Origin of the sequence: Brachybacterium epidermidis (assembly GCF_015209585.1) — a bacterium.
In the GTDB taxonomy this organism is placed as follows: domain Bacteria; phylum Actinomycetota; class Actinomycetes; order Actinomycetales; family Dermabacteraceae; genus Brachybacterium; species Brachybacterium epidermidis.
This window is the reverse complement of record NZ_JADEYR010000019.1, coordinates 24275-50754: the sequence shown is the minus strand read 5'-3', so window position 1 is coordinate 50754 and position 26480 is coordinate 24275. Positions and strand designations below refer to the sequence as shown.

28 protein-coding genes, 1 pseudogene and 1 other annotated feature are annotated in these 26480 nt (G+C 66.4%); of the genes and pseudogenes, 11 read left to right on the top strand and 18 right to left on the bottom strand.

Annotation, left to right across the window (positions count from 1 at the left end; genetic code table 11):
* Window positions 1-104: 104 nt before the first annotated feature.
* A complete protein-coding gene (locus IOE58_RS13110) occupies window positions 105-626 on the top strand; it encodes a copper resistance CopC family protein (RefSeq protein ID WP_348981989.1) in 522 nt (173 codons plus the stop codon).
* A gap of 62 nt (window positions 627-688) precedes the next feature.
* Here IOE58_RS13110 and IOE58_RS13105 read toward each other — a convergent pair whose 3' ends face one another.
* The 3 genes from IOE58_RS13105 to cmtR form a co-directional block, all read right to left on the bottom strand.
* Window positions 689-2647 carry a cytochrome c oxidase assembly protein gene (locus tag IOE58_RS13105; RefSeq protein ID WP_193866806.1) on the bottom strand — a complete coding sequence of 653 codons (1959 nt, stop codon included), beginning with the start codon at window positions 2645-2647 and terminating at the stop codon, window positions 689-691.
* 371 nt (window positions 2648-3018) lie between these two features.
* On the bottom strand, window positions 3019-3621 hold the full coding sequence (locus tag IOE58_RS13100; protein WP_193866805.1) for a cadmium resistance transporter: 603 nt from the start codon (window positions 3619-3621) through the stop codon (window positions 3019-3021).
* On the bottom strand, window positions 3618-3977 hold the full coding sequence (cmtR, locus tag IOE58_RS13095; protein ID WP_006590980.1) for a Cd(II)/Pb(II)-sensing metalloregulatory transcriptional regulator CmtR: 360 nt from the start codon (window positions 3975-3977) through the stop codon (window positions 3618-3620). Before cmtR ends, IOE58_RS13100 begins: the two co-directional genes overlap by 4 nt.
* 250 nt (window positions 3978-4227) lie before the next feature.
* Here cmtR and IOE58_RS13090 point away from each other — a divergent pair, with 250 nt between their 5' ends.
* A complete protein-coding gene (locus IOE58_RS13090) occupies window positions 4228-4908 on the top strand; it encodes a metal-dependent transcriptional regulator (protein ID WP_193866804.1) in 681 nt (226 codons plus the stop codon).
* On the opposite strand, the gene IOE58_RS13085 is transcribed toward IOE58_RS13090, so the two are convergent.
* From IOE58_RS13085 to IOE58_RS13075, 3 genes are read right to left on the bottom strand one after another with little or no spacing between them, the layout of a single operon-like run.
* The gene (locus tag IOE58_RS13085; RefSeq protein WP_193866803.1) at window positions 4884-5786 is read right to left on the bottom strand and encodes a metal ABC transporter permease; all 903 of its coding nucleotides are present in this window, start codon (window positions 5784-5786) and stop codon (window positions 4884-4886) included. The genes IOE58_RS13090 and IOE58_RS13085 overlap by 25 nt on opposite strands.
* Window positions 5783-6526 carry a metal ABC transporter ATP-binding protein gene (locus IOE58_RS13080; RefSeq protein WP_102237453.1) on the bottom strand — a complete coding sequence of 248 codons (744 nt, stop codon included), beginning with the start codon at window positions 6524-6526 and terminating at the stop codon, window positions 5783-5785. The genes IOE58_RS13085 and IOE58_RS13080 overlap by 4 nt, the downstream gene beginning before the upstream one ends.
* Window positions 6523-7452: a metal ABC transporter substrate-binding protein gene (locus IOE58_RS13075; RefSeq protein ID WP_228020117.1), complete on the bottom strand. Its 930-nt coding sequence runs from the start codon at window positions 7450-7452 to the stop codon at window positions 6523-6525. The genes IOE58_RS13080 and IOE58_RS13075 overlap by 4 nt, the downstream gene beginning before the upstream one ends.
* Before the next feature lie 217 nt (window positions 7453-7669).
* Here IOE58_RS13075 and nrdI point away from each other — a divergent pair, with 217 nt between their 5' ends.
* Both nrdI and nrdF read left to right on the top strand, forming a co-directional pair.
* Window positions 7670-8179 carry a class Ib ribonucleoside-diphosphate reductase assembly flavoprotein NrdI gene (gene nrdI, locus IOE58_RS13070; protein ID WP_106505696.1) on the top strand — a complete coding sequence of 170 codons (510 nt, stop codon included), beginning with the start codon at window positions 7670-7672 and terminating at the stop codon, window positions 8177-8179.
* Window positions 8176-9186 (top strand): class 1b ribonucleoside-diphosphate reductase subunit beta, encoded by a 1011-nt coding sequence (nrdF, locus tag IOE58_RS13065; RefSeq protein ID WP_193866802.1) that lies wholly within the window; start codon window positions 8176-8178, stop codon window positions 9184-9186. Before nrdI ends, nrdF begins: the two co-directional genes overlap by 4 nt.
* Before the next feature lie 184 nt (window positions 9187-9370).
* Here nrdF and IOE58_RS13060 read toward each other — a convergent pair whose 3' ends face one another.
* The 6 genes from IOE58_RS13060 to IOE58_RS13035 form a co-directional block, all read right to left on the bottom strand.
* The gene (locus IOE58_RS13060) at window positions 9371-10309 is read right to left on the bottom strand and encodes a site-specific integrase (protein WP_193866801.1); all 939 of its coding nucleotides are present in this window, start codon (window positions 10307-10309) and stop codon (window positions 9371-9373) included.
* Between the two features lie 521 nt (window positions 10310-10830).
* Window positions 10831-11181, bottom strand: a complete 351-nt coding sequence (locus IOE58_RS13055) for a helix-turn-helix domain-containing protein (RefSeq protein WP_193866800.1) — start codon at window positions 11179-11181, stop codon at window positions 10831-10833.
* Window positions 11159-12280: a tyrosine-type recombinase/integrase gene (locus tag IOE58_RS13050; protein ID WP_259792751.1), complete on the bottom strand. Its 1122-nt coding sequence runs from the start codon at window positions 12278-12280 to the stop codon at window positions 11159-11161. Before IOE58_RS13050 ends, IOE58_RS13055 begins: the two co-directional genes overlap by 23 nt.
* 365 nt (window positions 12281-12645) lie before the next feature.
* A protein-coding gene (locus IOE58_RS13045) for an IS3 family transposase (RefSeq protein WP_193866799.1) occupies window positions 12646-13868 on the bottom strand; the annotation gives its coding sequence in 2 pieces (ribosomal slippage) (window positions 12646-13589 and window positions 13589-13868; 1224 coding nt in all).
* Window positions 13497-13599, bottom strand: a sequence feature (AL1L pseudoknot). It overlaps the preceding gene by 103 nt.
* Before the next feature lie 45 nt (window positions 13869-13913).
* Window positions 13914-14729: an arsenic resistance protein gene (locus IOE58_RS13040; RefSeq protein WP_228020115.1), complete on the bottom strand. Its 816-nt coding sequence runs from the start codon at window positions 14727-14729 to the stop codon at window positions 13914-13916.
* An 84-nt stretch (window positions 14730-14813) separates the two neighbouring features.
* A complete protein-coding gene (locus IOE58_RS13035) occupies window positions 14814-15047 on the bottom strand; it encodes a ferredoxin family protein (protein WP_193866798.1) in 234 nt (77 codons plus the stop codon).
* Window positions 15048-15110: 63 nt separating this feature from the next.
* On the opposite strand from IOE58_RS13035, the gene IOE58_RS13030 reads away from it, so the two are divergent.
* On the top strand, window positions 15111-15518 hold the full coding sequence (locus IOE58_RS13030; protein WP_193866811.1) for a MerR family transcriptional regulator: 408 nt from the start codon (window positions 15111-15113) through the stop codon (window positions 15516-15518).
* A gap of 618 nt (window positions 15519-16136) precedes the next feature.
* On the opposite strand, the gene IOE58_RS13025 is transcribed toward IOE58_RS13030, so the two are convergent.
* Together IOE58_RS13025 and arsB are read right to left on the bottom strand one after the other, a co-directional pair.
* Window positions 16137-16565: an arsenate-mycothiol transferase ArsC gene (locus tag IOE58_RS13025; protein ID WP_193866797.1), complete on the bottom strand. Its 429-nt coding sequence runs from the start codon at window positions 16563-16565 to the stop codon at window positions 16137-16139.
* 23 nt (window positions 16566-16588) lie between these two features.
* Window positions 16589-17680 carry an ACR3 family arsenite efflux transporter gene (arsB, locus tag IOE58_RS13020; protein ID WP_031307374.1) on the bottom strand — a complete coding sequence of 364 codons (1092 nt, stop codon included), beginning with the start codon at window positions 17678-17680 and terminating at the stop codon, window positions 16589-16591.
* Window positions 17681-17761: 81 nt separating this feature from the next.
* On the opposite strand from arsB, the gene IOE58_RS13015 reads away from it, so the two are divergent.
* The 5 genes from IOE58_RS13015 (at window position 17762) to IOE58_RS12995 (ending at window position 22584) form a co-directional block, all read left to right on the top strand.
* A complete protein-coding gene (locus tag IOE58_RS13015) occupies window positions 17762-18127 on the top strand; it encodes an ArsR/SmtB family transcription factor (RefSeq protein WP_193866796.1) in 366 nt (121 codons plus the stop codon).
* Between the two features lie 26 nt (window positions 18128-18153).
* Window positions 18154-18585 (top strand): arsenate reductase ArsC, encoded by a 432-nt coding sequence (locus tag IOE58_RS13010; RefSeq protein ID WP_193866795.1) that lies wholly within the window; start codon window positions 18154-18156, stop codon window positions 18583-18585.
* Between the two features lie 558 nt (window positions 18586-19143).
* Complete coding sequence (gene fabG / locus IOE58_RS13005; protein WP_193866794.1) at window positions 19144-19905, top strand: 3-oxoacyl-ACP reductase FabG; 762 nt, start codon at window positions 19144-19146, stop codon at window positions 19903-19905.
* 184 nt (window positions 19906-20089) lie between these two features.
* Window positions 20090-21226, top strand: a complete 1137-nt coding sequence (locus IOE58_RS13000; protein ID WP_228020113.1) for a S1C family serine protease — start codon at window positions 20090-20092, stop codon at window positions 21224-21226.
* 182 nt (window positions 21227-21408) lie between these two features.
* A complete protein-coding gene (locus IOE58_RS12995; RefSeq protein WP_193866792.1) occupies window positions 21409-22584 on the top strand; it encodes a Mur ligase family protein in 1176 nt (391 codons plus the stop codon).
* 58 nt (window positions 22585-22642) lie between these two features.
* On the opposite strand, the gene IOE58_RS12990 is transcribed toward IOE58_RS12995, so the two are convergent.
* The 4 genes and pseudogenes from IOE58_RS12990 to IOE58_RS12975 all read right to left on the bottom strand — a co-directional run bounded on the left by IOE58_RS12990 (window position 22643) and on the right by IOE58_RS12975 (window position 25587).
* Entirely contained in the window at window positions 22643-22804 is a 162-nt protein-coding gene (locus tag IOE58_RS12990; RefSeq protein ID WP_193866791.1) for a hypothetical protein, read from the bottom strand.
* A 158-nt stretch (window positions 22805-22962) separates the two neighbouring features.
* Window positions 22963-23964 (bottom strand): annotated as a pseudogene (locus IOE58_RS12985) (IS3 family transposase); the annotation flags it as partial.
* 28 nt (window positions 23965-23992) lie between these two features.
* The gene (locus tag IOE58_RS12980) at window positions 23993-25090 is read right to left on the bottom strand and encodes an IS110 family RNA-guided transposase (protein WP_193866790.1); all 1098 of its coding nucleotides are present in this window, start codon (window positions 25088-25090) and stop codon (window positions 23993-23995) included.
* Between the two features lie 197 nt (window positions 25091-25287).
* The gene (locus IOE58_RS12975) at window positions 25288-25587 is read right to left on the bottom strand and encodes a transposase (RefSeq protein ID WP_193866789.1); all 300 of its coding nucleotides are present in this window, start codon (window positions 25585-25587) and stop codon (window positions 25288-25290) included.
* Window positions 25588-25745: 158 nt separating this feature from the next.
* On the opposite strand from IOE58_RS12975, the gene IOE58_RS12970 reads away from it, so the two are divergent.
* Complete coding sequence (locus tag IOE58_RS12970) at window positions 25746-26468, top strand: type 1 glutamine amidotransferase domain-containing protein (RefSeq protein ID WP_193866788.1); 723 nt, start codon at window positions 25746-25748, stop codon at window positions 26466-26468.
* Window positions 26469-26480: the final 12 nt, after the last annotated feature.

Here is a 26480-nt window from a genome sequence, read left to right as displayed (position 1 = left end):
CAGGCGGAGGACCCGGATCCCCACGCCACTACAGCGCCCGCTCCCACCGCCACGGCCACCGACCTGGCGGGTCTGATCGCACTGCTGGTGGAGCTGAGGGAGCTGTGCGTGGACGCGGCTCGTCAGGGCCCCCGGGCCCCGGGCCGCCCCCCGGGCCCCCCGGCCCCCCCTACGGCGTGGGGCCTCCACACCTCCGCCCGGCGGGGCGCCTGCCCCCCCCCGCGGGGGGGGAGATCTCCCCGGGGCCCCCCGCCGTGTCCGGCAACACGGCCACGATCGACCTGCCGCCGCTGCCCGCCGATGACTATCAGGTCTTGTGGCGTGTCGTCTCCTCGGACGGCCACCCGATCGAAGGCACGGTCGACTTCACCGTCACAGTCGGTGCCGAGCCCACGGCCACAGCGGACTCCGAATCGGAGGAGCCGAAGGAGAGCGAGGAGCCGACCGCCGGGACGGACGAACCGAGCACGGAAGACACCGCTGCCGAACCGGCAGAGGCTCAACAGAGCGAGGGCGGCCTTCCTCTCGGTATGATCCTCGGCGGCCTCGCTCTGCTCCTACTGCTCGCCGCGATCGGTGCGATCATCGTCCGCCTGCGCCGCAGCCCCGGTGACAACACCGACTGACCATCACGAACCCGATCAGGACAACGCATCACGGCACGCCGCGGCGAGCAACAGAACCCGGCTCAGTACCGCGCTGAGGCGGAACGACCTACGGAGAGTCCTTCGCTGCTCCGTCGCGATCGCGAGATGACCGCGCCGTGCAGGACTGCCAGCGTCAGAACCAGCGCAAGCAGGACCCAGCCACCAAGCCTTTGATCTCCGAACGCATCGGGGCCCCAGGTCCGCCCCATGACTGCGAACCAGTCGGGCTCCACGACCGGGAGCGCCAGCACCAGCAGAAGCGCCAGCCCAGCAAGAAAGCCGGCCCCCACAACCAGGGCCACCCAGCGCTCCCGCCCAGCGACCATGCCACCACCCAGCGCCCTACCCTGGAATGGCAGCGACACAGCAGCACCGGCCACCACAGCGGCAGTAAGCACGACCAGTCGGCCGGGCGCGGTATGCAACCCCGCGCCGAGCGCCGGGGTCAGGTAGATCGCTGCAAATCCCGCCGCGCCGAGCAGCGCCAACACCGCCGGGTGAGCGAGCCACCGACCCGCACGGGAGCGAGGCTTCCAGTCGACGAGCTCGCGCAGTCCCGCCGAACCGTCCGACCGAGGAGCGATCCGATCCCGCACGAGATCACCGAAACGCCCGGCAACCAGTAGAGGCACTGCCACCAGAGCAAGCAGCGCGTGCTGGCTCAGGTGCACGGAGAACTGCACCGGCGCGTACACGCCCGGTGCCCCATTCGTCACCCAAAAGATGACCACGCATCCCGCTACCCACGCCGAAGTCCTGGCCACGGGCCAGCGTCGCCCGCCAGTGCCCGTCAACGGGCGGCGCAGGTGCACCCAGAGGTAGATGACCGCGAGACCGAGGGCGAGTGCCATTCCGGCGACGTCCACACGCCAGGTCGTCAGCAGCGTCGCCAGCTCAGGCGGAGCAGGCAGTGGATAGTCGGTCAGCGCCTCAGCCGTCGAGGTGACCGGCTCAGGCTCGTCCGGCACCGGAGGCGCCGTGTTCGACAGTGCGGCAGCGAGTCCGGTCGCCGCCGCGATCAGGAAGACTTCCCCCGCGGCGAGCCACAGGAAGTCTCTCCGGCGATCCGAGTCCCGCAGCCGGCCCAGTACCCGTCGGCGCTGCCACCAGCCAGCGCCACCCAGCAGCACCAGCAACACCGTCTTCAGCACGAGCATCCACCCGTACGCGGTGGTCACAAGGTCCAGAGGCGCGGAGAGCCGGACCAGGGCAGAGGCGATACCGCTGGCGGCCAACGCCCCATAACAAGCAAGCGCCAGGACGCTGAACCGTTCGGCGACATCCCTCAGTCGTACTCCGAGCCGGCCCGCAACCAGTACGAGCAGCGCGAGCCCACCCAGCCACACTCCGGCAGCCACGAGGTGCACGATCATCGCGCTCGTGGCCGCCTCATGGGAGGTCTGCCCCGAGGCGTGGCCCGTCATCGACTTCGTCACCAACGCCGCGAACACCAGACTCAGCGAGATCAGCAGCCCCGTACGGGACCTCACGACGATCAGCATGGTCGAGGCAGCGGCGACGAACACCGCCCCGGCAAGCTGGTATTGACCGAGCTCAAGCCGTGTGATGTACATCAGGAGATCGGAGCCGAACCGCGGGGAGAAGGGTGCCTGGCCCGCCGCCAAAGCGTAGCCAAGCACCATCCGTACGACCAGCAGCGTTGACCACACCATTCCCAGGCCCATACCGATATCGAGCGTCCGCTCGTACGCTGGATGGAACCGAGACACGGCAGCGTGTTCCTGATCAGCCTCCGACGCGGACGGCTCCGCACGGCGGGGCAGCACGACGAGCGCCAGCACGAGGCACGCCACGGTCGCGGCACCGACCACATCACCGATGGCATCGACGATCGGCAAACCCCACCGCACCACCGGGCCGGCATCGACGAGCTCCATCGAGACCGGTGCTCCCGCCATGGCGGCCGCGATCACCGTCCAGAGCAGAGCCCACGGGGCCGCAGCACCCACGATGAGGATTCTGGTGCGAATCGAGCTCACCAGCTCGCCCCGCATCGAATCCCGGAAACTGCTGCGCCGACAGGCGAGGCGGCCGTCTCGGCGTCGTTGTCTGCCACTCTGTTCGCCGCACGGGAAGCAACCCGGCGCGTACCGATCCTCAACATGCTGCCCAGTCTCCCGTTCACTGTTGCGCCAGCTACTCCACTAGCCCCGGTCAGGCTAGCCATCGACCGGTGCGCGCTGGAACTCAGACGAGCTCACCATGAGCAAGCCCTCCCCGTTGAACGGTGGGAACTCGTCGGGGCTCAGATCCGGACTCCGCTCGGACGATGCCGACGCGACGAAGTGTCCCGGGTCCAGGTTCCGGGACCGATCTATCGAGCCCGGGACCTGTGTTTGCTTTAGCTGAGTCAGAGGCCGAAAGCTCCGCCACTGACAAGGATGACGATGCCGAGACCGATAAGAACGATGGGGAAGAGGATGTGCTCCCAGCGTTCGAGGACTTCGGCAATCGGTGGGCGAGTGGCGACGAACTTTGCCAGGGCCACCAGGACCGCGACGAGGGCGAGGAAGACGATGCAGTAGGCGACTACGGCGAGAGGTTCCACGCTGAGGAAGACAGGGGTGTACACGCCGATGTTGTCGCCGCCGTTGGCGAGGGTGACGCCTGCGACTGTCCACACGCCGACCTTTTTGCCGGCGACCTTGGCCTCGTCGTCGTCATCGTCGTCGTCTCCGCGCCAGGCCTGCCACGCGGCCCACAGGCCGAGGCCCAGAGGGATGAGGCCGAAGTACGGGATGGCTGCCGAGGGCAGGAACGCTCCGGCGCCGATGGTCACCAGGACCGCGGCACCGAGGATGCCGGCGAACCCGAGGTATTGGCCGACCAGAATGCGGGCGGTGGTGCCGCGCTGGCCTGCCCCTCGAGCGAAGAAGAGGGAGAGCACGATGATGTCGTCGATGTTGGTCGCTGCGAACAGGCCCATCGCCTGTAAGACCGAGGTGAGGATCATGCGCCCTCCCCAGCTGCGTCGCATCCGGGAAGCGAGCAGGCAGGGTCGATGCACGGGGCGTCTTCGTCCACTGCCAGGGTGGCATCGACCAGTGCCGTCAGGGCCTGCGCCAGGTGCGAATCGGCGATCTCATATCGTGTCCGGCGACCTTCGGGCTCGGAGACGACGATCCCGCAATCGCGCAGGCATGCCAGGTGGTTGGACACGTTCGGGCGTGTCAGGTCCAGATCTCGGGCCAGTTCCGCCGGGTAAGCGGGATGGTCGAGCAGGGTCAGGATGATCCGGGATCGAGTGGGGTCGGCCAGTGCGCGACCCAGGCGGTTCATCACGTCGAGACGCGAAGCAATAGTCAGCATGCACTGAACTATACAGCATGCACTGAACACTCCGTCCCAGGCGTCAGGCCAGATCTCATGCCCGTAAGGGGAGACTGCCGGGGGAGAGATTCATTCGGCTGAGCATTGTTCTCAGGGTTCTGCGTCAGTGCCGGATGAGGCGCGGGCCCGGGACGCACCTCACGGTCGATGCCTACTACGTGAGTCCGTGGCGCGCCGAAGCCTCGAGTTCTATATAGCTAAGTTGAAGCTTCGAGGCTATCGTCGTGCCATGTCCGTCGATGAGCTGTCTGCGAGTGCCCAGAACTATCTGAAGGCGATCTGGGGGTTGTCCGAGTGGAGTGACGAGCCAGTGACGTTGAAGCTCATCGCGCAGCGGACCGGTGTTGCCCTGTCGGCCGCTTCGGATGCGGTGCGGAAACTGACTGAGCAGGGTCTTCTGTCTCACGCGAGGTATGGCTCGGTCGAGTTGACGGAGGTCGGTCGTTCGTACGCGCTGGTGATGGTGCGGCGGCATCGCTTGATCGAGACGTTTCTGGTGGGGACCCTCGGGTATCGGTGGGACGAGGTCCACGAGGAGGCCGAGCAGCTCGAGCACGCCGTCTCGGACTTGATGGTGGAGAGGATCGATGACGTTCTGGGTCGCCCCCGGCGTGACCCGCACGGTGATCCAATCCCTGCAGCGGACGGAACAGTGACCGTGCCTGATGCGCGGCGTCTCACCGACGTCGGAGCGGAGGGCAGGTTTGTGGTCGAGCGGATCTCGGACACGGACCCGGCGATGTTGCAGTTCTTCGAGTCCCAGGGCATCGGAGTCGGGGCCACGCTTGTGGTCGCGGCGGGAGCGCCGTTCTCCGATGCGCTGGAAGTTCGTTCTGGAGAAGTGGGCTCGCCAACGTTGCTGGGACGCTCTGCGACAGATGCCCTCTACGTCTCTGCGGGGCCTACCTGATCCTCACGCCGGCGAGCCGTATCGCGTCGATACCGGCGAGCTCCGACCTTCTTGCTGAGCAGGCCGTGCTTGGGACTGATGAGGTAGACGAGTGCGAAGGCGCATCCCTGGGTGAGGACGACGAGGCCGCCGGGTGAGGCGTCGACCCAGTAGCTGATGTAGATCCCGACCACGGAACAGAGTGACGAGAGGGCCGGCGCGATCACGAGCATCCGCCCGAAGCGGTCGGTGAGCAGATAGGCCGTCGCTCCGGGAATGATGAGCATCGCGACGACGAGCACCACTCCCACGACCTGGAGAGCGGCAACTGCGGTCAGCGCCAGAAGACCCAGCAGCAGCGCGCCGAGGAATCGGGGAGACAGGCCGATCGCGTGGGCGTGTGTCGGGTCGAAGGCGTAGAGCGTGAGGTCGCGGCGTTTGAACACCAGGGTGACAAGAGCCACGGTAGCCAGGATCGCGATCTGGACGAGGTCTGCGCGGGAGACGCCGAGGATGTTGCCGAAGATGATGTGGTTGAGGTCGGTCTGGCTGGGTGTGACCGAGATCAGAACCAGCCCGAGGGCGAAGAGAGTGGTGAAGACGATGCCGATGGCGGCGTCCTCCTTCACGCGGCTCGTCCCGCGGACGAGCCCGATCATGCCGACCGCCAGGAACCCGAAGACGACCGCGCCGATGGCGAACGGGACACCGAGGATGTAGGCAATGACGACTCCGGGGAGGACGGCGTGAGAGACGGCGTCCCCCATGAGCGACCAGCCGATGAGCACCAGCCAGCACGACAGCAGTGCGCACACCACGGCAGCGATCACGGTCGTGACGAGCGCACGGGTCATGAAGTCGTAGGAGAGCGGCTCGAGGAGCCAGTCGAGCGGGGTCATGCGGCACCCTCCTGCTGCAGAACGTCCAGGCCGAAGGCGAGAGCGAGCCTCTCGGGTGTGAGGGCCTCTTTCACCGGGCCGTGGAAGAGGATGGTTCGCAGCAGCAGCACGGCGTCGTCGGCGAGCTGCGGCAGAGCATGGAGGTCGTGGGTGGAGACCAGGACGGTACGGCCGTCGTCAGCGAGTGCGCGGAGAAGATCGACGATGGTGGCTTCGCTGCGCTTGTCCACGCCGGCGAAGGGCTCATCCAGCAGCATGATCCGTGCGTCCTGGGCGATCCCGCGGGCGACGAAGGCGCGCTTCTTCTGCCCGCCGGAGAGCTGGCCGATCTGTCGATCGGCGTACTCCGTGAGCTCCACCCTCTCCAAGGCTTCGTCCACAGCGATGCGGTCAGCGGGCCGAACTCGGCGCGTGGCGCCCTGGTGGCCGTACCTTCCCATCATCACGACGTCTCGGACAGAGACGGGGAAAGCCCAGTCGACGTCCTCGCTCTGGGGGACGTAGCCGACGAGTCCTCGCCGCCTGGCCGGCGCCGGCTGCGCGCCATTCAGCAGGACGCTGCCTGCGTCAGGCCGGACCATGCCGGTGATCGCCTTGAACAAGGTGGACTTCCCGGAGCCGTTCATTCCGATCAACCCCGTCACCGCACCCGCCCGCACCGCAACAGATACGTCGTCGAGGGCGAGTACATCGCCGTAGCGGACGGTGACACCTTTGACATCGATCGCCGCTGTCGTCATGAGTCCTCTCCGGTGAGTCCCGCAGCGATGGTGTCCGCATCGTGGCGGATCAGATCCAGGTACGTGGGCACCGGGCCGCCTTCCTCGGAGAGCGAGTCCACGAACAGCGTTCCTCCGAAGCGTGCATTCGTAGCACCCACAACCTGCTGCATGGGGTCGTCGGAGACCGTCGACTCGCAGAACACGGCGGGGACCTCGTTCTCGTCGACGAACTCGATCGCGGAGGTGATCTGCTGCGGGGTCGCCTGCTGCTCGGCGTTGACGGGCCAGATGTACTTCTCGGTCAGCCCGGCATCTCGGGCGAGGTAGGAGAATGCGCCCTCGCAGGTCACCAGCGCTCTCTGGCTGGTCGGAAGACTTTCGAGCTCGCCCGTCAGGTCATCTTGGACCTGCTGGAGCTGCTGCTTGTAGGTCTCCCCGTTCCTCTCGTAGTCCTCAGCGTGTTCCGGGTCGAGATCGCTGAACGCCGCGACCATGTTGTCGACGTACACCTGCACGTTCTTCGGGCTCATCCAGGCGTGCGGGTTGGGCTTGCCCGCGTAGGCGTCCCCCGCGATGTCGATGGGATCGATCCCCTCCGAGACCACGACATGAGGCACATCGACTTCCTCGACGAACTGGCCGAACCACACCTCCAGGTTCAAGCCGTTGTCCAGGATCAGGTCGGCATCCGAGGCCTTCCGGATGTCTCCCGGCGTCGGCTCGTACCCGTGGATCTCCGCGCCAGGCTTCGTGATCGACTCGACCACGAGGTGGTCGCCCGCAACATTCTCCGCGATGTCCTCCAGCACGGTGAACGTCGTCAACACCACCGGCTTCTCTCCGTCGTCGGCAGCATCAGGCCTGGCTCCAGCGGAGCAGCCGGTGAGCACCAGCGCCGCACTCGCAACGACTGCGCCGAGCGCAGCCTTCCATCGTCCTCGCATGTGCATCGGCGACCTCTCTTCGTTCACGGCCACAGGCGTGGCCACTTCCGGACCCTCAAATCGTATGGTTCGGTATGCCGAAGTTACAAACCCGGCGTGGCGTATGGTCGAGGGCTGCCAGGACTGATATCACTACATGTGTCACCCCCGCGGAGTGCAGACCCAACATCTAGTAGTTCGAGGTCAGTCGGATGGGACGACGACGAAGGAGGGATCGATGACGGCAGGCATCGAGCGCGCAGCACCGGGACTCGGAACACGTGACCTGACGCCACAGGAGTCAGCAGATCTCGTGTTCTTCTCCAGCGTCTCCGAGAACACGCTGCGCTTCGTGGAGAGGCTGGGGCGGCCTGCGGTGCGGATCCCGCTCCGCCCCCGTGTCGAGGGGATGGTCCGCGTGTGCCGCCCCTTCGTTCTGGTGGTCCCCACCTACGGCGGCGGCGAGCAGGCCGGGGCCGTGCCGAAGCAGGTCATCGCCTTCCTCAACGATCCCGCCAACCGTGCGCTGCTGCGCGGGGTGATCACCGCAGGCAACACCAACTTCGGCGAGCACTACTGCCTCGCCGGCCCAGTCATCTCCCGAAAGTGCGGTGTCCCAGAGCTCTATCGCTTCGAACTCCTGGGCACCCAGCGCGATATTGAGTGCGTGAACGAAGGGCTCGACCTGTTCTGGCAACGGACAGCCACGACGAACGACAAGAACAACGAACAGAGGAGAACAGCATGACCGCCACAACAGCCGTAGAAGGCTCCATCACCCCTCCAGCATACCGACACGACCCCAGCGCACCGCTGCGTCCGATCAACTGGAACCGCGTGAGCGACGAGAAGGACCTCGAGATCTGGAACCGCCTGACCGCGAACTTCTGGCTGCCCGAGAAGGTGCCCCTGTCCAACGACCACCAGGCCTGGCAAGCACTCGCGCCCCATGAACGAACCCTCACCATGCGAGTCTTCACCGGCCTTACCATGCTCGACACCGTGCAGGCCACCGTCGGGGAGATCTGCCAGATCCAGGACGCCCGCACAGAGCACGAGGAAGCCGTCTACACCAACATCGCCTTCATGCAGTCCGTCCACGCCCGCTCGTACTCCTCGGTGTTCTCGACCCTGACCAGTACCCGAGAGATCGATGAGGCCTACCGCTGGGCGATCGGAAACGACCTGCTTCAAGCGCGATGCAAGAAGGTGCTCCAGTACTACTACGGGCCCGACCCGTTAAAGCGGAAGGTGTCCTCCACCCTGCTCTCCAGCCTTCTGCTCTACGCCGGCTTCTACCTGCCGCTGCACTTCTCCGTGCACGCCACCCTGACCAACACCGCCGACATGATCCGACTCATCCTGCGCGACAAGGCCGTGCACGGCTACTACTCGGGCTACAAGTACCAGCGCGGCCTCGATGCTCACCCCAACCGCCGCGACGAGATGAAGGAGTTCACGTACACCCTGCTCGAAGAGCTCTACGACCTCGAGCTCGACTACTCAGGCGAGCTCTACGAACCCCTCGGCCTGATGGGCGACGTCGCCGCCTTCGTGCGCTACAACGCGAACAAATCCCTCATGAACCTCGGCTACCCGGCACGGTTCACCGCCGAGGAGACGTCAGTCAGCCCAGAGATCCTCGCCGCCCTCGCCCCCAGCGCCGACGAGAACCACGACTTCTTCAGCGGAAGCGGATCGTCGTACATCATCGGCAAGGCCGAGCACACCAGCGACGACGACTGGGACTTCTAGGCACGCAGACTCACCTGTCGGACGCGAAGCGGTACCGCGCATGCCCCGGATCGCTACGACCCGGGGCAAGCACTCAGCGCAGACCGTGCTGCGACAGACCTGAACCCGTCCGCAGGTCTGCCGCAACGGCTCGCCTGGCCACTCGCACTCAGATTGCCGGGGACCGGCATCGTTCAGACGTGCACTATTCCCCAGTGGGTGACGCTCGTAGTTCGGGGTAGTTGCCCCATCTTGAGTTGGTGCGTGCGGCATGTCTAACGGCGGTGTGGATGTTGATGCCGAGCGTGTCGGCGACGATGCTGGCCGGCACGGTTTGAACGAGGTGGTCGATTCGGGCCTGCTGGATCTTTCTGGCATGGATCTTGTGCGGGACGAGGTGGAGGGCGACGCTGGCTTCGCTGACGTGGTGGTGAGGCGTGGCCCCGGGGAAGAGCCAATCCGGTCCACCGGCGACGTAGGGCCGCCGGGTGCTTAGCTCCTTGAGATGACGTCGCAGCAGTACGGCGATGGGGCTTGGCAGGGTGAGTGGGGTCCGCCCCAGCGCGATCCTCATCGTTTCGCCGTCCGTGACGTCCGAGCGGCACAGACGCACGCAGTCGCTGATCCGCTGTGCGAACACGAGGACGAGCAGGCCGATGAGGCGACTTCCTAACGGAACGGATTCGTCATCGACGAGCTGATCGACCTTGTCCCAGATGACGTCGTCGGAGACCGGCGGACGCGGCCGGGCTGGCTTCCGCCCGGGGATCTTCACCGGACTTGTCAGGCTCTGCCGTATCGCCCAGTTCAGGAACGTGCCAACTGCCACCTGGGAGTGATGGCGGGCGAAGAAGCGGTCGACGGAAGTCTGATCCAGCGAAGGCAGGGAGAGCCCGTTGGCGTCGAGCCAGGCGAGGAAGTGAGCGATCTTGCGCAACTCCGTGGACCGGATGCTGTAGCTGCTGGGGGTCATGGCTCGGTTCGCGGATCGCTGTCTGATCTTGCGGAGCAGCTCCCAGTGGAAGTACTGGGCGATGACGGCACCGTGCTCCGTGGAAAGGCTTGCAATGAAGGCGGCGGCGTGGTTCTCGAGGTCGTTGAGCAGTACGTCGATGGTCGGGAGCGTTCCGGCGCTGATGAGCATGCGGCGCAGGTACCGCACGCGAGGCGAGAGCGGGAGAGCATCGAGTGTGGAGTGGCTGATCGGAAGTTCGCCGGCGGCCATGGCGCGAAGCGTCGCCCCGACCGGCTCTCTGCGCAGCCATCGCACCACCGCGCGCGGGTCGCGTGCCGTCAGTAGGTGTTCATACAGGGTGGCAAGACTGGGATGGATCGCACCGCCCTTGTCTGCGAGGACGTCGCGGAGACGCTCGGTCAGCCGGCAGGTGCCGCACTGAGATCCGGTAAGCTGTTGCTCGCTTCCGCAGGTGATGCACGCAAACTTTGACGGCACTCCGGCACAGGTTGCGCAGACGATGCGTCGGTCCGCGTCGTAGAAGGCCAGAACCTTGATTTGATCGCACTCGGGGCAGTTTCCGGGATGTCGGCGGAGCCTTGAGTAGCAGGCGTTGCAGATGTGCTGCTCAAGGATCGAGTACCTGGCTGCGATAGGACGCGCGCACCTGTCACAGCCGACCTGGTGGCCATGGGTACGTCCCGGTCGGTTCACTCGAGCGGGCGGTGCAGCTTGGCGCGGATCGGGCGCAGATCGCCGATCGCCGGCCCAGAGCTGTCTGGAGCTCCGGCTGCTCGGCGTGGGCGCGCGGCCTGGACATTCGGGATCTCGATGAGGTCGTTGGGGGTGCAATCGAGAATTCGGCAGAGAGCTGCGAACACCTCGACGTTCAGTCTCTCGGGAGTCCTTGTCACCAGGCGAAACACTTGCTCGCGAGAGAGCTGTACTCCCTGGGCGCGCAGCGGTTCGATCAGATCCGTGGTCTGGAACATGCCGGCAGCGGCCATGAGCGGGCGCAGGTTCCAGGTGATCGGGGTATCAGCGGCGGGAGTCTTCGGCATCGGGTCCTCCATAGATCCGGGAGAGGGCTTGATTGATCATGCGGTTCTTGAAGTCGTCACCGACGGAGGTGTAGATCGCGGTCGTCGAGGCGTACGCGTGCCCGACCTGGTCCTGTACGAACTTCTCGGCGTATCCCCACTCGATGAGGTTGGTGACGTATGTGTGGCGCAGAGCGTGCACGCTGAGCTCTGACGGCAGTTCTGCTTCGTCGCGGAGCTGGGCGAAGCGGAGGTCGATGTAGCGCAGCGAGACACGCGTACCTCGCTCGGTCAGCCACAGAGGCCCCGCCGATCCGGTGGTGAAACGAGGTCGGGCGCGGTCGATCCATTGGGCCAATCCCTCCGTGATCCAGTCCAGCTCGGGAATCGTGAGCACCGACCGGCGTCGCGGGCCCGACCCATGTGCACCCTTTCCCCAGCGCACATCGACGGCGCCGAAGCGTCCGAAGCGTGGAGCAGCACCGTTGGGCCGAAGGTCCGCCACGTCCAGACCCACTGCCTCGGCCCGGCGCAGCCCGAAAGCGTAGATCGTCTTGAGGATCTGAGAGTCGCGCAGCGCTGTGAGGGCGCCTTTGCGGCCGCGTTGCAGGATCGTCTCGACGCGATGGTCGGCCACGGTGAAGAGCTGCTCGAGCTCGTCGTAGGTGAGGGCTCGGCGCTGCGGACGGCCCTCGTACTCAACCAAGTGCGCGAGCGTGTTCCACTCATGGCAGATCTGCTGCGGCGTTGATCCGAAGCGCTCATCGCAGTCCGTCGCCCACCGGTATCGAGGGTCGGTGAGATAGTCGCAAAACAGGCGGATGACGGAGTGATAGCCGCGAATCGTGGACGGAGTCGCTGGGTGCTTTCGGGACTTCGCCTGTGTCGTGTAGTCCTCCAGGTCACCCGGCAACCACTCCCACGGGTAACGGCCAGCAAACTCCTCGAACCTCCGGATAACCAGCTCACGGCTCCCGATCGTCCGCTCAGCGAGTCCTCGGCTGCCCTGCTGATCCGACCAACCTGAGAGCATCGCCTCGAACACGAAGCGTCCCTCGTCCAACGCCCGCACGTTGCGGAGCTGTCGAAGTGGAGACACGCCACGATGATCCTGGGTCACCCACCTAGTATTGCATCTACCGCAACAATGATGCACCTGAACCTTTCGTCGCGTCGGGTGGCCCGTACCGCCAACACGTCCACGGGCGCTGAGGAGATGGGGTCATCGACCACGAGCACCCTGGACCGGGGCTACGTCTCGATATCTGAGGTTTGTGTGGCGGGGGCCCGGTCAGTACCGGCTCCCGGCCGCGCGGGGATGACGCGTGGGATGAGCCGGATGAAGACGACCATGGCGACGAGCTCGACGAGCGTCTGGGTCACGACCACGAGAGGAGCAATGTCGAACGCAGCCGGCAAGGCGAGCACCAGGGGCAAGACGACGAGTGAGTTGCGAGTTGAAGCGTCCTGGGTTTCGTTCCGTGGTTAGACGGTCGCGGGCGCGGTCGTCGTGGTGTGAGTGTAGGCCGCTTCGACTGCCGCTGGAGTGCGGTAGTCGAGCGCCTCGTGGAGCCGGGTCGTGTTCCACCAGTGGACCCAGCCCATCGTCGCCAACTCGACTTCGCTGACCGAATCCCAGATCCGCTTCGAGTAGATCAGTTCCGTCTTGTAGAGACCGTTCACGGTCTCGGCCAGGGCGTTATCGTAGCTATCGCCAACGGTGCCGACTGATGCTTTCACCCCCGCTGCGATGAGAGCGTCCGAATAGGCCAGTGAGACATACTGACTGCCCCTGTCGGAGTGGTGAACCAATCCGCTATCATTCCTGCTTGCACCAGTGGAAAGAAGTGCGTGCTCCAGTGCGAGCAAAGGTAGAGACTGTGTGTGGAGTGTGGGTGCGACCGCCCAGCCGACAATTCTCCGACTGAAGACATCGGTGATGAATGCGACGTAGCAGAATCCGGCGAGGATCCGGACGTAGGTGATGTCAGCGACCCAGAGCTGCCGCGGACGGTCCGCGGCAAACTTCCGTTCCACAAGGTCGGGGCGCTCATCCGGTCCGGCTCCAGGGCGGGTGGTGACGGGCTTACGGCCTCGCCGGACGCCTTGGAGTCCCGCGATCCTCATCAGTCGTGCCACCTGGTCGCGACCGACGTCCCATCCCGCGTGCTGCATGGCGTGCCACATCTTTCGGACCCCGTAGACGCTGTAGTTCTCCTTGTGAATTCGTTTCACCTCCTCCACGAGCATCTCGTCCCGAATGCTACGAGCGCAGGCTGGCCTGCTCTTTGCGGCACGGTATCCGCGGGAGGTGATGAACCCACATTCTGTCGCACCGAGGATGCGGCAGATGGCCTCGACCCCGAACTGTTCGCGATGCATGTCGATGAACGCGATCATTTCGTCGTGGGGCGGTCGAGTTCCGCTGCGAAAAACGCCGAGGCGGCTTTCAGGATCTCGTTCGCGCGTCTCGCCTCGGCGAGTTCTCGCCGGAGCCGGCGGTTCTCCTCCTCGAGCGGCTCTCCCGGGCCGGCTGGTTCGGTGGGGCCGTAGCGGTTGCACCAGATCCGCAGCGTCTCCTCGCCGACACCGAGCTGCGGGGCGACCGCACGGATCGATGCTGCACGGGGACCACCCTCGCGTACCTGACGGTCGTAGACCATACGCACGGCACGGTCACGCAGCTCTGGACTGAACTTCTTGGGCATACTCCGATTCTCCTTGCTGAGACTCGGAACGAAACCCAGGGCGCTTCAAGTCGCCCCGCTGAAGACGGCCGCACGCCTTCCAGGTACGTCGAGGCCCGCAATGCGGCTGGCCAGCATCCCGACCGGCACCATCACTGCAGCGAAGAGGACGTAGACCGGCACCGCCAGGAGCAGTGAACCGAGCCGGGCGCTCACGCCGGAGATCTGCGAAGCGACGACGACCGCCAGCGTCGTGACCATCAGCGGCACCATCCTCGCGGTAGCAACCTGGTCGAGCTTCCTGCCGGCCCGTGACCGGGCAGCGGCGAGCTGGGTCAGTGCCGCGGCCAAGAAGGGAAGCGCGATGATGAGCACGAACGCCTCTACGAACGGCGCGACCTCGATGGAGCTGGCGAACTCCGCTCCCACGAAGAGCCACATGTACAGCGGCAACAGGAGCATCTGAGCGATCATCAGCAACGGTGCCGCAGCCAGGAGCCGCTCCTCGTCGCCGCCCGCGAGGCCGGAGAAGACGATGACGTAATCGATGCAAGGGGTGAGCAGCACGAACAGGACGCCAACGAGGAGTGCCTGGTCGGCGGCGACGATCCGTGAGAGCGGCCAGACGATCAACGGCACCAAGACGAAGTTGACGACGAGGATCGTCGAAAGGAACCGCCAGTCCCGGAACGCCCGCCCGATCCTGCCGAAGGGAATCCCGAGGAACGTGGCGTACAGCAGCAGCGCCAGCACCGGGTGGATCGCCAGCTCCGCAGGATGAGCAACCGCAGGCCAGGCCATCCCAACGACGGCCCCGAGAGCCAGGCCCGCCACGTAGAGCACCACCTGGTGCCGCTCCATCCATTCCACGCTCGCGCGCATAAGTCTCCTTCGGTTCCTTCTCGTACCAGTACCGGATGCGCAATCGCATCCAAGGTCGAGCGGCCTGGGTCAGGACACGCTGTTCTATCCGTTCTGCGGTGGCAGTGCGGCGACGATCGGGTGATCCTTGTCGATCAAGCTCAGCTCGTAGTAGATCGCCTCGACGGGGCAGACCGGCTCGCAGGCTCCGCAGTCGACGCACTCGTCGGGGTGGATGTAGAGCATTCGCTGCCCCTCGTAGATGCAGTCGACCGGGCACTCGTCGATGCATGCACGGTCCTTCACATCCACGCAGGGCAGCGCAATCACATACGTCATACCCAAGACGTTAGACCTTGAACTCAGGTTGAAGGTCAAGCCGGAGCCCTCTATGGTCGGAGCATTAGGATCTCCGAGGTCGCCGAGCGCACCGGAGTGCCCACGAGCACACTGCGCTACTACGAGCGCCTCGGTATCCTCACCGCGCACAGGAGCGCCAACGGATACCGGGACTTCGACGTGGGCCACCTGGAGCGCTTGGATTTCATCGCTTCGGCCAAGCGGCTCGGCCTCGAGCTGCCCGAGATCCGCCGCCTCCTCGACCTCGCGGACAACGGCACCTGCACGGGAGTCAAGGCCACGCTCCAGCCACTGTTGGCAATGCAGATCACCGCTGTCGAGAACCAGCTGCGAACCCTGACTGACCTGCAAGGACAGTTGCATAGGGCGCAGGCTCACGTCGACGCTTGCCCGGACAGCGACGAGCGCTGCCGGTCGGAGTGCGCGTTCAGGGCCTTCGCCGGGCACTAGGAAGCCAAGCGACTCACGAACACCAGGGTTGCATCTGCTCAATAATGCTCAGACAGTGCGCCAGTGTGAACTGTCTGCACATAGAGGCCGCTGCGGATCTGACAGCAGTGCTGACAGCAACGCGCTGGTGTCTGGTCGGTTCGCTCGAGTCGCGCCGGGGCCATGACCTGTGAAAACGTGGTCGTTCGCGCGTGTCCAGACGGACTTTTAATCCGCGGGTCGAGGGGTCGATCCCCTCCGGGCCCACCCTGGTCGAAGCCTGTCGTCGGCGACATGGCTGCGTCCTGTGGGGAGTCGACGGGAACTTGGTCGCACACCCGGCCCGTATGGCGGGGAGTGCCTACCGGCTGCGCCCGCAGGACGAGCAGGGTGTACACGGTGCGAGAACCATGTCGGCGACCCATCGGTGTCGAAGCGCGGTCTCCCCTGCGCGAGTGCCCAGGCGGAGGCGCTGGTAGGCGCCGCTCTATTGACGGGTCCGGCACCCGGGCAAGGACCCGAGAGCCGCGTTCTCAGAGGTGGGCGGCAGCGGCCGGGCCGATGGGACCAGGGTCGATGACGACCAGGGAGGCGAGTTCGATGCGGTGGCGAGGTCGGGCCGTGTCGCTGCGGGCGCGGTCAGTTCGCGGTAGCGGTGAGGTCGTTCAGGAGTGCACGGACGCGGGCGTCGATGTCGTCCCGCACCAGGCGCATGCGCTCCATCCCGTCGATGCCCCTCAGGGAGGGCTCATCGGTGTGCCAGGTGGTGACCGGCGCGGTCATTCCCTCAACGGGTTCAATTTCGGCTTCGCCGCCGATGACGATCACGTGGTCGACGCTGCGCAGCAGCTCGGAGGTGACCGGCTGGGGGACGGCGGAGGACATGTCCGCGCCGACCTCGGCGATCGCCTCCGCGGACTGGGCATTGATGGCGGTGCCGGGGCGGGTGCCGGCGGGGTGCACCTCGACGGCATCTCCGGCGTGATGGCGCATGAGGGCGGCCGCCATCTGTGACTTACCGCCGTTCTTCACGCACACGAACAGGACTGCGGGGCGTTTCGCGGTCATGGTGACTCGACCTCTCTGCTGGTTCATCGGGTGGGAACGGTCGCGTCGCCGGGGAAGAGCCGGCGGCCCATCGCGAGGGCGACGTAGACGAGGGCGACGAGGACCGGGACCTCGATCAGGGGGCCGACGACACCGGCGAGGGCCTGGCCGGAGGTGACGCCGAAGGTGCCGATGGCGACGGCGATGGCGAGCTCGAAGTTGTTTCCCGAGGCGGTGAACGCGACGGTCGTGGACTTGGCGTAATTCAGGCCGATCGCCCGTCCGAGCAGGAAGGACCCCAGAAACATGACCACGAAGTAGACCAGCAGCGGCAGAGCGATGCGGGCCACGTCTCCCGGGGCGGAGAGGATCGCGTCGCCTTGGAGAGCGAACAGCAGCACGATGGTGAAAAGCAGCCCGTACAGCGCCCACGGGCCGATCTTCGGGAGGAACCGCTCCTCGTACCAGGCCCGACCCTTCGCCTTCTCCCCGAGGATGCGGGTCAGGAAGCCGGCGACCAGGGGGATCCCGAGGAAGATCAGCACGCTGAGGACGATCGCGCCGATCGAGAATTCGGCCGACGTGGTCGGCAGCCCTAGCCACGACGGCAGCGCCTGGAGGTAGAACCAGCCCAGGGCACCGAAGGCGATCACCTGGAAGACGGAGTTGATCGCGACCAGCACGGCGGCAGCTTCGCGGTCGCCGCAGGCGAGGTCGTTCCAGATGAGCACCATCGCGATGCAGCGCGCGAGGCCCACGATGATCAGGCCGGTCCGGTACTCCGGCAGGTCGGCAAGGAAGATCCACGCGAGGCCGAACATGAGTGCCGGTCCGACGAGCCAGTTCAGCACCAGGGAGGTCACCAGCAGGCGTCGGTCAGCTCCGATTCTGCGGGTCTCGTCGTAGCGGACCTTCGCCAGGACCGGGTACATCATCACCAGCAGTCCGATCGCGATGGGGAGGGACACGGATCCGATCTTTACCGCCTCCAGTGCGGTGTTCAGGCCGGGGACGAACCGCCCCAGGAGGAGCCCCACGGCCATGGCGGCCAGGATCCATACCGGGAGCCAGCGATCGAGGAAGGACATCTCCTCCATTACGCGGGGCTGCTCCACATCCTTGGTGGTCGTACTCATCAGGGCCATGTTCCTTCCATCGACGGTTATCGATGCGTACGCTATGCCCCACATCGATGACTGTCAATGTAAGGTGAGGGCATGTCCACGACGACCGACGCCACAGCCACCGGATTCGCGCTGAGGACCGACTCTGACGAGTGCTGCTCGCTGTCCGCAGGCCCGGTCGACACCGTCGACGCCGAGAGGATCGCCTCCCTGTTCAAGGCGCTGTCCGACCCCACGCGGCTCCGACTCCTCTCCCACGTCGCCGCCCAGGGCTGCGAGTCGGTCTGCGCGTGCGATCTCACCGAGCCGCTCGGCATCAGTCAGCCCACCGTCAGCCACCACATGAAGAAGCTTGTCGACGCCGGCCTGCTCACGCGCGAGCAGAAGGGCCGCTGGGCCCACTACTCCGTCGTCCCGTCCGCCTTTGCCGAACTCCGCGCGTTCCTCGACATCGCCTGAACCTCACCCCCGGTCGGGAGGCTCCCATGCCCGCTCGCCCCAGCGTCTTGTTCGTCTGTGTCCACAACGCCGGTCGATCCCAGATGGCAGCCGGGTGGCTGAGGGAGCTCGCCGGGGACCGCATCGAGGTCCGCTCCGCCGGGTCTGCGCCCGCCGACTCGATCAACCCCGCAGCGGTGGAGGCCATGGCGGAGGTCGGCATCGAGATCTCCCACCAGAAGCCGAAGGTCCTCACCCCCGAATCCGTCCAGGCCTCCGACGTGGTCATCACCATGGGATGCGGCGACGCCTGCCCCTACTACACCGGCAAGCGGTACGAGGACTGGAAACTCGAGGACCCAGCCGGCAAGGGCGTGGCGGAAGTCCGCCCGGTGCGCGACGAGATCCGCACCCGCATCGAGGAGCTCATCGGCAGCTTGCTGTCCCGCGAGCCACTCGACATTCCAGTCCAAGGTTGAGGAAAGCCGAGCGCACGTGTGACTAGGGCTTCTGGAGACACCGTCCCCAAGGAACAGATGCCGACCCGTCTCGAACACCTCTTGACAGCAACGCTGACAGCGACGCGGTGGTGTCCGTCGCGCTTCGGGTAGCAGTACGAGCCCTCTGACCTGCTTGTACACGCTCTGCGGCCGGTGCTCTGGCGGACTTTCAATCCGCGGGTCGAGGGTCGGTCCCCTCCGGGCCCACCGCAGGTCAGAGCCGAGATCGCGTTTCGGTTCTTCGCGCTGAAAGGGACTGATGCACGATCAGGAGTCGGTTGCGTGCGTCTCTAAGCGTGGTGGCATTCCCGGGGTGGCGTTGATGCGACACCGGCGCGTCAGCGCCTGAGGATTCGAACTAGCTGATCCTCCGCGGCGGTGCCTCAATGCACCGGCCAGCCGTCCTGCAGCGCTGACCTGCTCCGGGGCCCCGCGCACGTCCCGGCCCGGTGCCCGCTTACCGAACTACAGTGGAAGCGGCCGTCGAACCACGGTCGGCGAGCCAGGACTCTGATCTCGACCGAGGAGTGGATCTCCGTGACCGCACTGCTTGATTCCCGCACCGCCCTGGTGACCGGAGGGACCGTCGGCATCGGCGCAGGCATCGCACGCCAGCTCCGCGACCATGGCGCCCAGGTCATCGTCACCGGCCTCACCGAGGACGAATGCTCCCAGGCAAGGGAGGACGGCTTCACCGCCTACGTGCTCGACGTGCGTGATCGCGCGGCGTGCGACGAGGTGATCGCCCGAGCGGCCGACGAGCTCGGAGGACTCTCCGTGCTGGCCTCCAACGCAGGGGTGTACCCGCAGGCCCGCATCGAGGCGATGACCGACGAGGACATCGATCTGATCTTCGACATCAACGTCAAGGGCACCATCCACGCCGTCCAGGCGGCGATCCCCGCACTGGAGGCATCGGGGCGCGGTCGCATCGTGGTGACCAGTTCGATCACCGGCAACTTCACGGGCTTTCCGGCGTGGTCCCACTACGGGGCCACCAAGGCCGCGCAGATGGGGTTCGTGCGCTCCGCCGCGATCGAACTGGCACGCAGGGGCATCACGATCAATGCTGTGCTGCCCGGCAACATCCTGACCCCGGGGCTGAAGGAGCTGGGGCAGGAGTACCTGGACCAGATGGCACGGTCCGTGCCTGCCGGCTACCTTGGTGAGCCGGAGGACATCGGTGCGACCGTCGCCTTCCTCGCCTCGGACGGCGCCCGGTACATCACCGGGCAGGGCATCGTGGTCGATGGCGGACAGATCCTGCCGGAGACCCCGGAGGCACTCGAGGAGATCTGAGCCGTTCGCCGTCGGCCTCCAGGAGTCTTTCGCATCCCTTCCAGTTGGCAGAGACTATGCGGTGGGATGCTTCCCGTAGGGGGAGATCGCCGGTGTCTTGCGAAGAGGCGCCGGCGGTCCACCTCTTTCGCCGTCGCGGCGCATCGTGCGCCGCTGCGCTGTCCATGATAGGGGTAGATCAGGGATGAGGATCACGCGGCCGAGCACGATCAGGACGATCCGACGGGTGAGAGGCACCGCTGCACCAGTGGTCCTGGCATCCTGTGTGGCCCTGGCATTGGCGGGGTGCACAGGCGCGGACACCGGTCCCGCTGCCCCGGACGCATCGCCTGCCTCCTCCGCTTCCGAACCGGCCTCTGAGCCGGCTGCCGTCGCGGCATCGGCGGGCGGGGACTGGTCTGCCACGGCAGCGCAGGTCGCACCGAGCGTGGTCTCGATCTCGGTGCGCACCTCGCAGGGCGGTGGCGCCGGATCCGGCGTGATCATCGACGAGCAGGGCCACGTGGTCACCAACCACCACGTCATCGCCGGGGCCACCGAGGGTGGGCAGATCCTGGTGACGCTCGCTGACGAGCGGGTCTTCGAGGCGTCCGTGCTGGGCAGCGATCAGGCCAGCGACCTCGCGGTCCTGGAGATCGCCGATGCTCCCGCAGACCTGACCCCGATCGAGGTCGCCGATTCCGACGAATTGGTGGTCGGCGAACCCGTGATGGCCGTGGGCAACCCGCTGGGACTGTCCGGCACGGTCACGACCGGCATCGTCAGCGCGCTGGATCGTCCCGTGACGGCTGGCAGCGCTGAACCGTCGGCGTCGGGGGCGCAGGAGCCCGTGGTCACCAACGCCATCCAGACCAGCGCCGCGATCAACCCCGGCAACTCCGGGGGCGCCCTGGTCGACGCGAACGGCCAGCTGGTGGGCATCAACTCCTCGATCGCCGCACTCGGCCCCGAATCCGGCAACATCGGCATCGGCTTCGCGATCACCTCACGGCAGATGCGGTCCGTGGTTGACCAGATCCTGGAGACCGGCACCGTCCAGCACGCCTACCTGGGCGTGGGTGTGGGCGACGTGATCGTCGAGGTCGACGGGGCCCAGCGGTGGGCCGCAGGTGTCGCGAACGTGGCACCCGACGGCCCCGCAGCGCAGGCCGGCCTGCAGGAGGGCGATGGCATCCTCGCGATCGACGACGAGGCCGTGGACTCCGCCCTCTCGCTGATCGCGCAGATCCGTGAACGGCCGGTGGGCACCGAGGTCACCCTCGACATCGTCCGCGACGGTGAGGCCCAGGAGGTCACCGTCACCCTCGCCGCGCGGCCCTGAGCAGTGGGCGTCGCGGGTGACTCGGCGGCGGAGCTGACGATGCACGGTCACCCGTCGTGTCGTGCTCGCTCGGGTTTACGCTCCGGTAATCGCCGAGGGGAGGACGCCGATGATCCGGTGCCCGTGCTGTGATGGAGGCAGTCGCGGCCCGTGGGGGGCAGCCTGCTCGGGGGAGTAGCACCATGATCCAGCCTGTCAGCGTGCCTGCGGGGCGCCCGTTGATCTCCGCGGTCACCGGCACCAACGGGAAGACCAGCGTCGGCACGGCCACCTTGCAGCTGATGCGGGCAGCCGGGTGGAGTGCCGCCGGGTACGACTCCACCGGCATCACCGACGTCGACGGTGTGCTGCACGAGGCGAAGGTGCGGCGCTCGCCCGCCTACCTGCCGGAGCTGATCGACTACCAGGTGCGCCGCGGTGCCCAGGCGATCTCCCTGGAAGCCTTCGTCGGAATCCTGGCGGACGGCCTGTTCGAGCACGTCGAAGTGGATACCGCCGTGTGCACGGGCCTGGAACGGGATCACCTCGACGTGCACGGGGGCGTCGACGGCTACTGGGCCGCCAAGCTGTCACTGTTCGAGAGGCATCTGCGTCCCGACGGGACAGCCGTGCTGGCCACGGACTGTGTGCGCGGCGACATGGTGCGCGAGGCCGCGAGGCGTCGCGGCGCCCGGGTCGTGGAAGTGGGAGAGGGCGGGCACGTGCGACTCACCGACGCTCACGAAACCGATGGACACCTCAGCGGAAAGCTCCATCTGGGCGAGGACCCCTACCCGGTCACGCTTCCCACGGTGCACTCGATCGCAGTGACGAACCTGCTGCTGGCCGCCACCGCCGTGATCGCAGCCGGCGGGTCACCCGAAGCGGTCGTGGCAGGCCTGGAACAGGTGGCCCCGCCGCCGGGCAGACTCGAGATCATTACCCAGTGCGACGGAATCACCGCCATGGTGGACACCGCCCACAATCCCGGAGCCCTGCGCACTGCGCTGACCGCAGTGCGCGAGCGCACCCCGGGCCGAGTGCTGGTCGTGTTCGGCGCGGGCGGTGAGAGGGATCGCGGCAAGCGACAGGAGATGGGAGCGATCGCCGCGCACCTGGCCGACCTGGTGGTGCTGAACGACGACAACCCCCGGCGCGAGCCTCCGCAGCGCATACGGGCCGAGGTGCGCAAGGGATGCCCGGACTGCATCGAGATCCCGCGCCGCACGGATGTGATCCTCGCCGCGCTGGAGATGGCTCGACCCGGCGACACAGTGCTTGTGGCAGGCAAGGGTGATGAGACGGTGCAGCTGGTGGGCACTGGACGCATCCCGCATGATGACCGAGAGGTCATCCGCCAGGCCATGGCGGCCCGCTGAATGCGAGAGCGCGGCGCCCGCAGATGCGGACGCCGCGCTCTCTCAGTGCACAGGCAGCTCAGAACGAACCCGAATCAGGGTCGTACCCGGAGTCGGGGTCGTACCCGCTGTCGGGGTCGTAGCCCCCATCGGGGTCGTACCCGGCGTCGGGGTCGTACCCGCCGTCCGGGTCGTACCCGCTGTCGGGGTCGTAGCCGGCGTCGGGGTCGTAACCGTTCATCATTCCCCCTTGAATGGTGTGTGAGAAATGCACCGTGGTGCACTGCTGATTCAACGCAGTTCCCGCCTGGTAGGACAAGGTCCTGGCCTGCGACTTTCGTCGATCACTTCTCCGCTGAAAGGAGGTAGCCAGAATGAATCGGCCCAGGTTCTCTGCCGCTACTTTGTGGGTGCGGGCTCTCGGGTGAGGGCCTCTTTGTGCAGCGTCTCGAACTCTATCGGGGTGAGCATCCCGAGGGAGCCGTGGAGGCGGCGGTTGTTGTACCAGTCGACCCAGCCGGCGGTCGCGAACTCGACGTCCGCGAGGGTGCGGTAAGGGCCGGCGTGGAACACGGTGGTGCGGATGCACTCGGTCTTGAACAGGCCATTCACCGTCTCCATCAGCGCGTTGTCCAAGGCATCGCCGACGGTCCCGATCGACGGGGCGATGCCCTCGAGGGCGAGGTGCTCGGTCAGTCGAATGGCGGTGTACTGAGACCCAGCGTCGCTGTGATGGATCAAGTTCCCTGGTGAGACTGGGTTTCCTTCCCTCTCGCGTTGCCACAGCGCGATGCGCAGCGGGGTCATGACCAGGTCGACCTGCTTCGAGGTGGAGGCGTGCCAGCCCACGATTCGCTGGGCGAAGACGTCCACGACGAACGCGACGTAGACGAACCCCGCCCAGGTGCGGACGTAGGTGAAGTCGGTGACCCAGACCCGGTTCGGAGCAGGGGCGGTGAAATCGCGATTCAGCAGGTCACCGGCCCGCTTCCCGTCCGGGCCGGGGATCGTGGTGCGGACCTTCTTCACCCGCCGGATGCCCTCAAGACCGAGGGTCCGCATCGCCCGGTCCACCGCCCCGCGGGAGGTGCCGGCCAGGCCTTCCTGTCGGCGGAGCCGCGCGACCCACTTCCTACGTCCGTAGAGTCCCTCGGGCGTCATCTGGACCTGCCCGGTGGCGGGGGTGATGGGCCAGGCGAGGTCGCGGATCTTGTCCTCGACCAGGGCGTCTGTGACGGTGCGGGCCGCGATACGGACCGGGCTCTTCCAGGCCCGGTAGGTGCGTGCAGCGATCTTCAGGCCCTGCTGGCGCAGGACGCGGAGGATCGGCTCGACTGCATAGCCCTCGGTGCGCATCTCGTCGATGAACGCGCAGATCAGCGGTTTCGGGGGTCGAGCTCCCCGATGCTCCTATGTCAAGTTCAGGTACTCAGGCGGCCATGAGCATCACCGAAGACGCGGGATCCTGCATTGTCGACGACCCCATAGGAACGGGATCTGCGAACGCCTGGGCGGCGGGGACCACGTCGGCTCGCTGTGCCGCATAGACGCGGTCCGAGAGTCGACGTCGTAGCAGCCGTAGCGCCTCTTTGCGCGTCTTGCCGGCGGTGATGAGCTTGTCGTAGTAGGCGGCGCCCTCAGCGCCCATCCGGATCTGGGTGAGGGCGGCCATGTGCAGGGCGGTGTTGATCGTGCGGTTCCCTCCGCGCGAGAGGCGAACGCGGACCTTGTTGCCTGACCAGACTGGGATCGGCGCGGTGCCGTTGAATCTCGCGTAGGCATCGCGGGAGCGAAACCTGGCGATCCCCGCTGTCTCGCCGATGATCATCGCGGCGCCCAAGGTTCCCATCCCCGGGACGGCGACCAGTGAGGGATGGCTGGCGCGCACCAGTCGACTCAGGCGGCACTCCAGCGTGTTGATCCTGACGGTGAGCTCTCGAATGTCGACCAGGAGGTCCCGAGCGATCTCGGCCACCGCCCCTTCGACTGGCTCCAGGTACTCGATCAGCTCGTCCAGGAGGTGGTATCGGCGCAGAGCACGAGAGGGAATCTCCAGCTCAGGATCAATTTCGTGGAGGAACCAGCGAGCCTTGGACTGCATCGCTGTGCGCCGGGCGACCAGGGTCCTGCGATGGTCTGACAGGAGCTTGATGTCCCTGGAGGCGCCCGGCAGCTCAGCGGTCGGCAAACCCTCTTCGCGAAGTGCGACCCGGGCCACGGCCTCAGCGTCAATGGGGTCGGATTTCCCGCGTTCCCGGCTGCTGCGCCTCATGCCGGCCATCAACCTGGTGTGCACGCGCACGACTCGATGGCCGGCTTCGAGCAGATCCGCCTCGAGTCGACGAGTCAGGTGTCGGCAATCCTCGACTGCGACGGTGACGTCTTCGAAGCCCTCCAGCCAGGTCATGATTCTTCGGTGACCGGCGGCACGTGCTTCGACCGTAAGTTCCTTGATCCTGCGACCCACTTCGTCCACCGCGACGAGCGTGTGCCAGTCCTTGTGAGCGTCGATACCGATGACAGTCATGACAGTCCCTTCCTCAGGCCGGATTCTGCTCGAGCTGCGGTGCCGAACGCGGGCGGGCACGCCTCAGTGGGGCAGTCGAACCAGCAGGCTCCTATCAGGCCACGCCTACCTCCAGCACCGCGGGCCCCGGCGGGACGGCACATCGCGGATAAGCCACGAGGGCAGCGAAAAAAGGAGCCAGCCCCGCCGGGACGCCTTCAGTCTGGTACTGACGCGAAGAAAATCGAGGCGCGGCGCAGGATCTCATTGTCCTCGCGAAGCCGCTTGTTCTCTGCTTTCAGTCGCTTGACCTCGGCAGCCTCCTCGGTCGTGATGCCGGGGCGGGTCCCGTCGGCGACCTCGGCCTGCGCGAGCCAGCGCCGCACGGACTCGCGCGAGACGCCTTCCTGGCGAGCCACTGCGGTGACGGCGGCGGGCAAGGTGGGGGACTCCTGGAGGTGCTCCCTGACGAGCCGCACGCACCTCGCGCGCAGCTGGGGATCGATCTTCTTCGGCATGCTGTCCATCCTCTCGGACTCAAACAGCAGCGGCATCAAACCTGGGCCGATTCAGAATGAGCTGGCCAGCTCGAGATGGCATGATCACCACCTGATCCACCCGAACATGCGGCGGCCGTGCCCCAGCAGCCCCCGCATCCGAGTCAGGGAGAACACGCATGTCACCCAAGAGCACCACCCCGAAGCGCATCCTGGCCGTCACCACGAGCACCGCGGCCTATGAGACCGTCGGGTACCGCACCGGCCTGTGGCTGGGCGAGCTCACTCACTTCTACGACGTGGTCACCGGCGCCGGGCACGACGTGGTCATCGCCAGCATCGACGGCGGCCGCGTCCCCCTGGATCCCGAGAGCCTAGGCACACTGGTGCTCAAGCAGGGCGGAACAGGGCAGCGCTACGCAGACCGCTCCTTCATGGATCTGCTGGAGGACACCCCGAGCATCGAGTCCCTGGCCGATGAGTCCTTCGACGCCGTCTACCTCACCGGCGGCCACGGCACCATGTTCGACTTCCCCACCTCCGCGGCCCTTGCCGAGCGGATCCGTCGCACCGATGGCGACGGTGGGATTGTCGCAGCCGTCTGCCATGGCCCGGCAGGTCTCACGGAGGTGATCGGTGCCGACGGCCGCCCCTTCCTGGACGGACGCAAGGTCACCGGTTACAGCTGGCCCGAGGAGAAGCTCGCCAGCCGCGCCGACGCGGTCCCCTTCCGGCTGGACGAGCGGCTGAAGGAGCGCGGCGCCACCTACACCAAGGCGCTGCGGCCGATGGCCTCCAAGGTGGTGGTCGACGATCGACTCATCACCGGCCAGAACCCCACCAGTGCCAGCGGCGTGGGAGAGGCCGTGGTGAAGCTGCTGGCCAAGCAGGACCGCCGCTGACCGGCCTCGGCC

What these genes read in the sequence shown, in the direction of transcription:
- IOE58_RS13015 (WP_193866796.1), top strand. Translation starts at nt 17,762, where the DNA reads ATGTCCACGACGACCGACGCCACAGCCACCGGATTCGCGCTGAGGACC.
- nrdF (WP_193866802.1), top strand. Translation starts at nt 8,176, where the DNA reads ATGACCGCCACAACAGCCGTAGAAGGCTCCATCACCCCTCCAGCATAC.
- IOE58_RS13010 (WP_193866795.1), top strand. Translation starts at nt 18,154, where the DNA reads ATGCCCGCTCGCCCCAGCGTCTTGTTCGTCTGTGTCCACAACGCCGGT.
- nrdI (WP_106505696.1), top strand. Translation starts at nt 7,670, where the DNA reads ATGACGGCAGGCATCGAGCGCGCAGCACCGGGACTCGGAACACGTGAC.
- IOE58_RS13025 (WP_193866797.1), bottom strand. Translation starts at nt 16,565, where the DNA reads ATGACCGCGAAACGCCCCGCAGTCCTGTTCGTGTGCGTGAAGAACGGC.
- IOE58_RS12975 (WP_193866789.1), bottom strand. Translation starts at nt 25,587, where the DNA reads ATGCCGAAGAAGATCGATCCCCAGCTGCGCGCGAGGTGCGTGCGGCTC.
- IOE58_RS12980 (WP_193866790.1), bottom strand. Translation starts at nt 25,090, where the DNA reads ATGACTGTCATCGGTATCGACGCTCACAAGGACTGGCACACGCTCGTC.
- IOE58_RS13075 (WP_228020117.1), bottom strand. Translation starts at nt 7,452, where the DNA reads ATGCGAGGACGATGGAAGGCTGCGCTCGGCGCAGTCGTTGCGAGTGCG.
- IOE58_RS13090 (WP_193866804.1), top strand. Translation starts at nt 4,228, where the DNA reads ATGTCCGTCGATGAGCTGTCTGCGAGTGCCCAGAACTATCTGAAGGCG.
- IOE58_RS13055 (WP_193866800.1), bottom strand. Translation starts at nt 11,181, where the DNA reads ATGCCGAAGACTCCCGCCGCTGATACCCCGATCACCTGGAACCTGCGC.
- arsB (WP_031307374.1), bottom strand. Translation starts at nt 17,680, where the DNA reads ATGAGTACGACCACCAAGGATGTGGAGCAGCCCCGCGTAATGGAGGAG.
- IOE58_RS13040 (WP_228020115.1), bottom strand. Translation starts at nt 14,729, where the DNA reads ATGCGCGCGAGCGTGGAATGGATGGAGCGGCACCAGGTGGTGCTCTAC.
- IOE58_RS13035 (WP_193866798.1), bottom strand. Translation starts at nt 15,047, where the DNA reads ATGACGTATGTGATTGCGCTGCCCTGCGTGGATGTGAAGGACCGTGCA.
- IOE58_RS12990 (WP_193866791.1), bottom strand. Translation starts at nt 22,804, where the DNA reads ATGAACGGTTACGACCCCGACGCCGGCTACGACCCCGACAGCGGGTAC.
- IOE58_RS13000 (WP_228020113.1), top strand. Translation starts at nt 20,090, where the DNA reads ATGAGGATCACGCGGCCGAGCACGATCAGGACGATCCGACGGGTGAGA.
- IOE58_RS12970 (WP_193866788.1), top strand. Translation starts at nt 25,746, where the DNA reads ATGTCACCCAAGAGCACCACCCCGAAGCGCATCCTGGCCGTCACCACG.
- IOE58_RS12995 (WP_193866792.1), top strand. Translation starts at nt 21,409, where the DNA reads ATGATCCAGCCTGTCAGCGTGCCTGCGGGGCGCCCGTTGATCTCCGCG.
- IOE58_RS13080 (WP_102237453.1), bottom strand. Translation starts at nt 6,526, where the DNA reads ATGACGACAGCGGCGATCGATGTCAAAGGTGTCACCGTCCGCTACGGC.
- cmtR (WP_006590980.1), bottom strand. Translation starts at nt 3,977, where the DNA reads ATGCTGACTATTGCTTCGCGTCTCGACGTGATGAACCGCCTGGGTCGC.
- IOE58_RS13060 (WP_193866801.1), bottom strand. Translation starts at nt 10,309, where the DNA reads ATGCTCATCAGCGCCGGAACGCTCCCGACCATCGACGTACTGCTCAAC.
- IOE58_RS13100 (WP_193866805.1), bottom strand. Translation starts at nt 3,621, where the DNA reads ATGATCCTCACCTCGGTCTTACAGGCGATGGGCCTGTTCGCAGCGACC.
- IOE58_RS13085 (WP_193866803.1), bottom strand. Translation starts at nt 5,786, where the DNA reads ATGACCCCGCTCGACTGGCTCCTCGAGCCGCTCTCCTACGACTTCATG.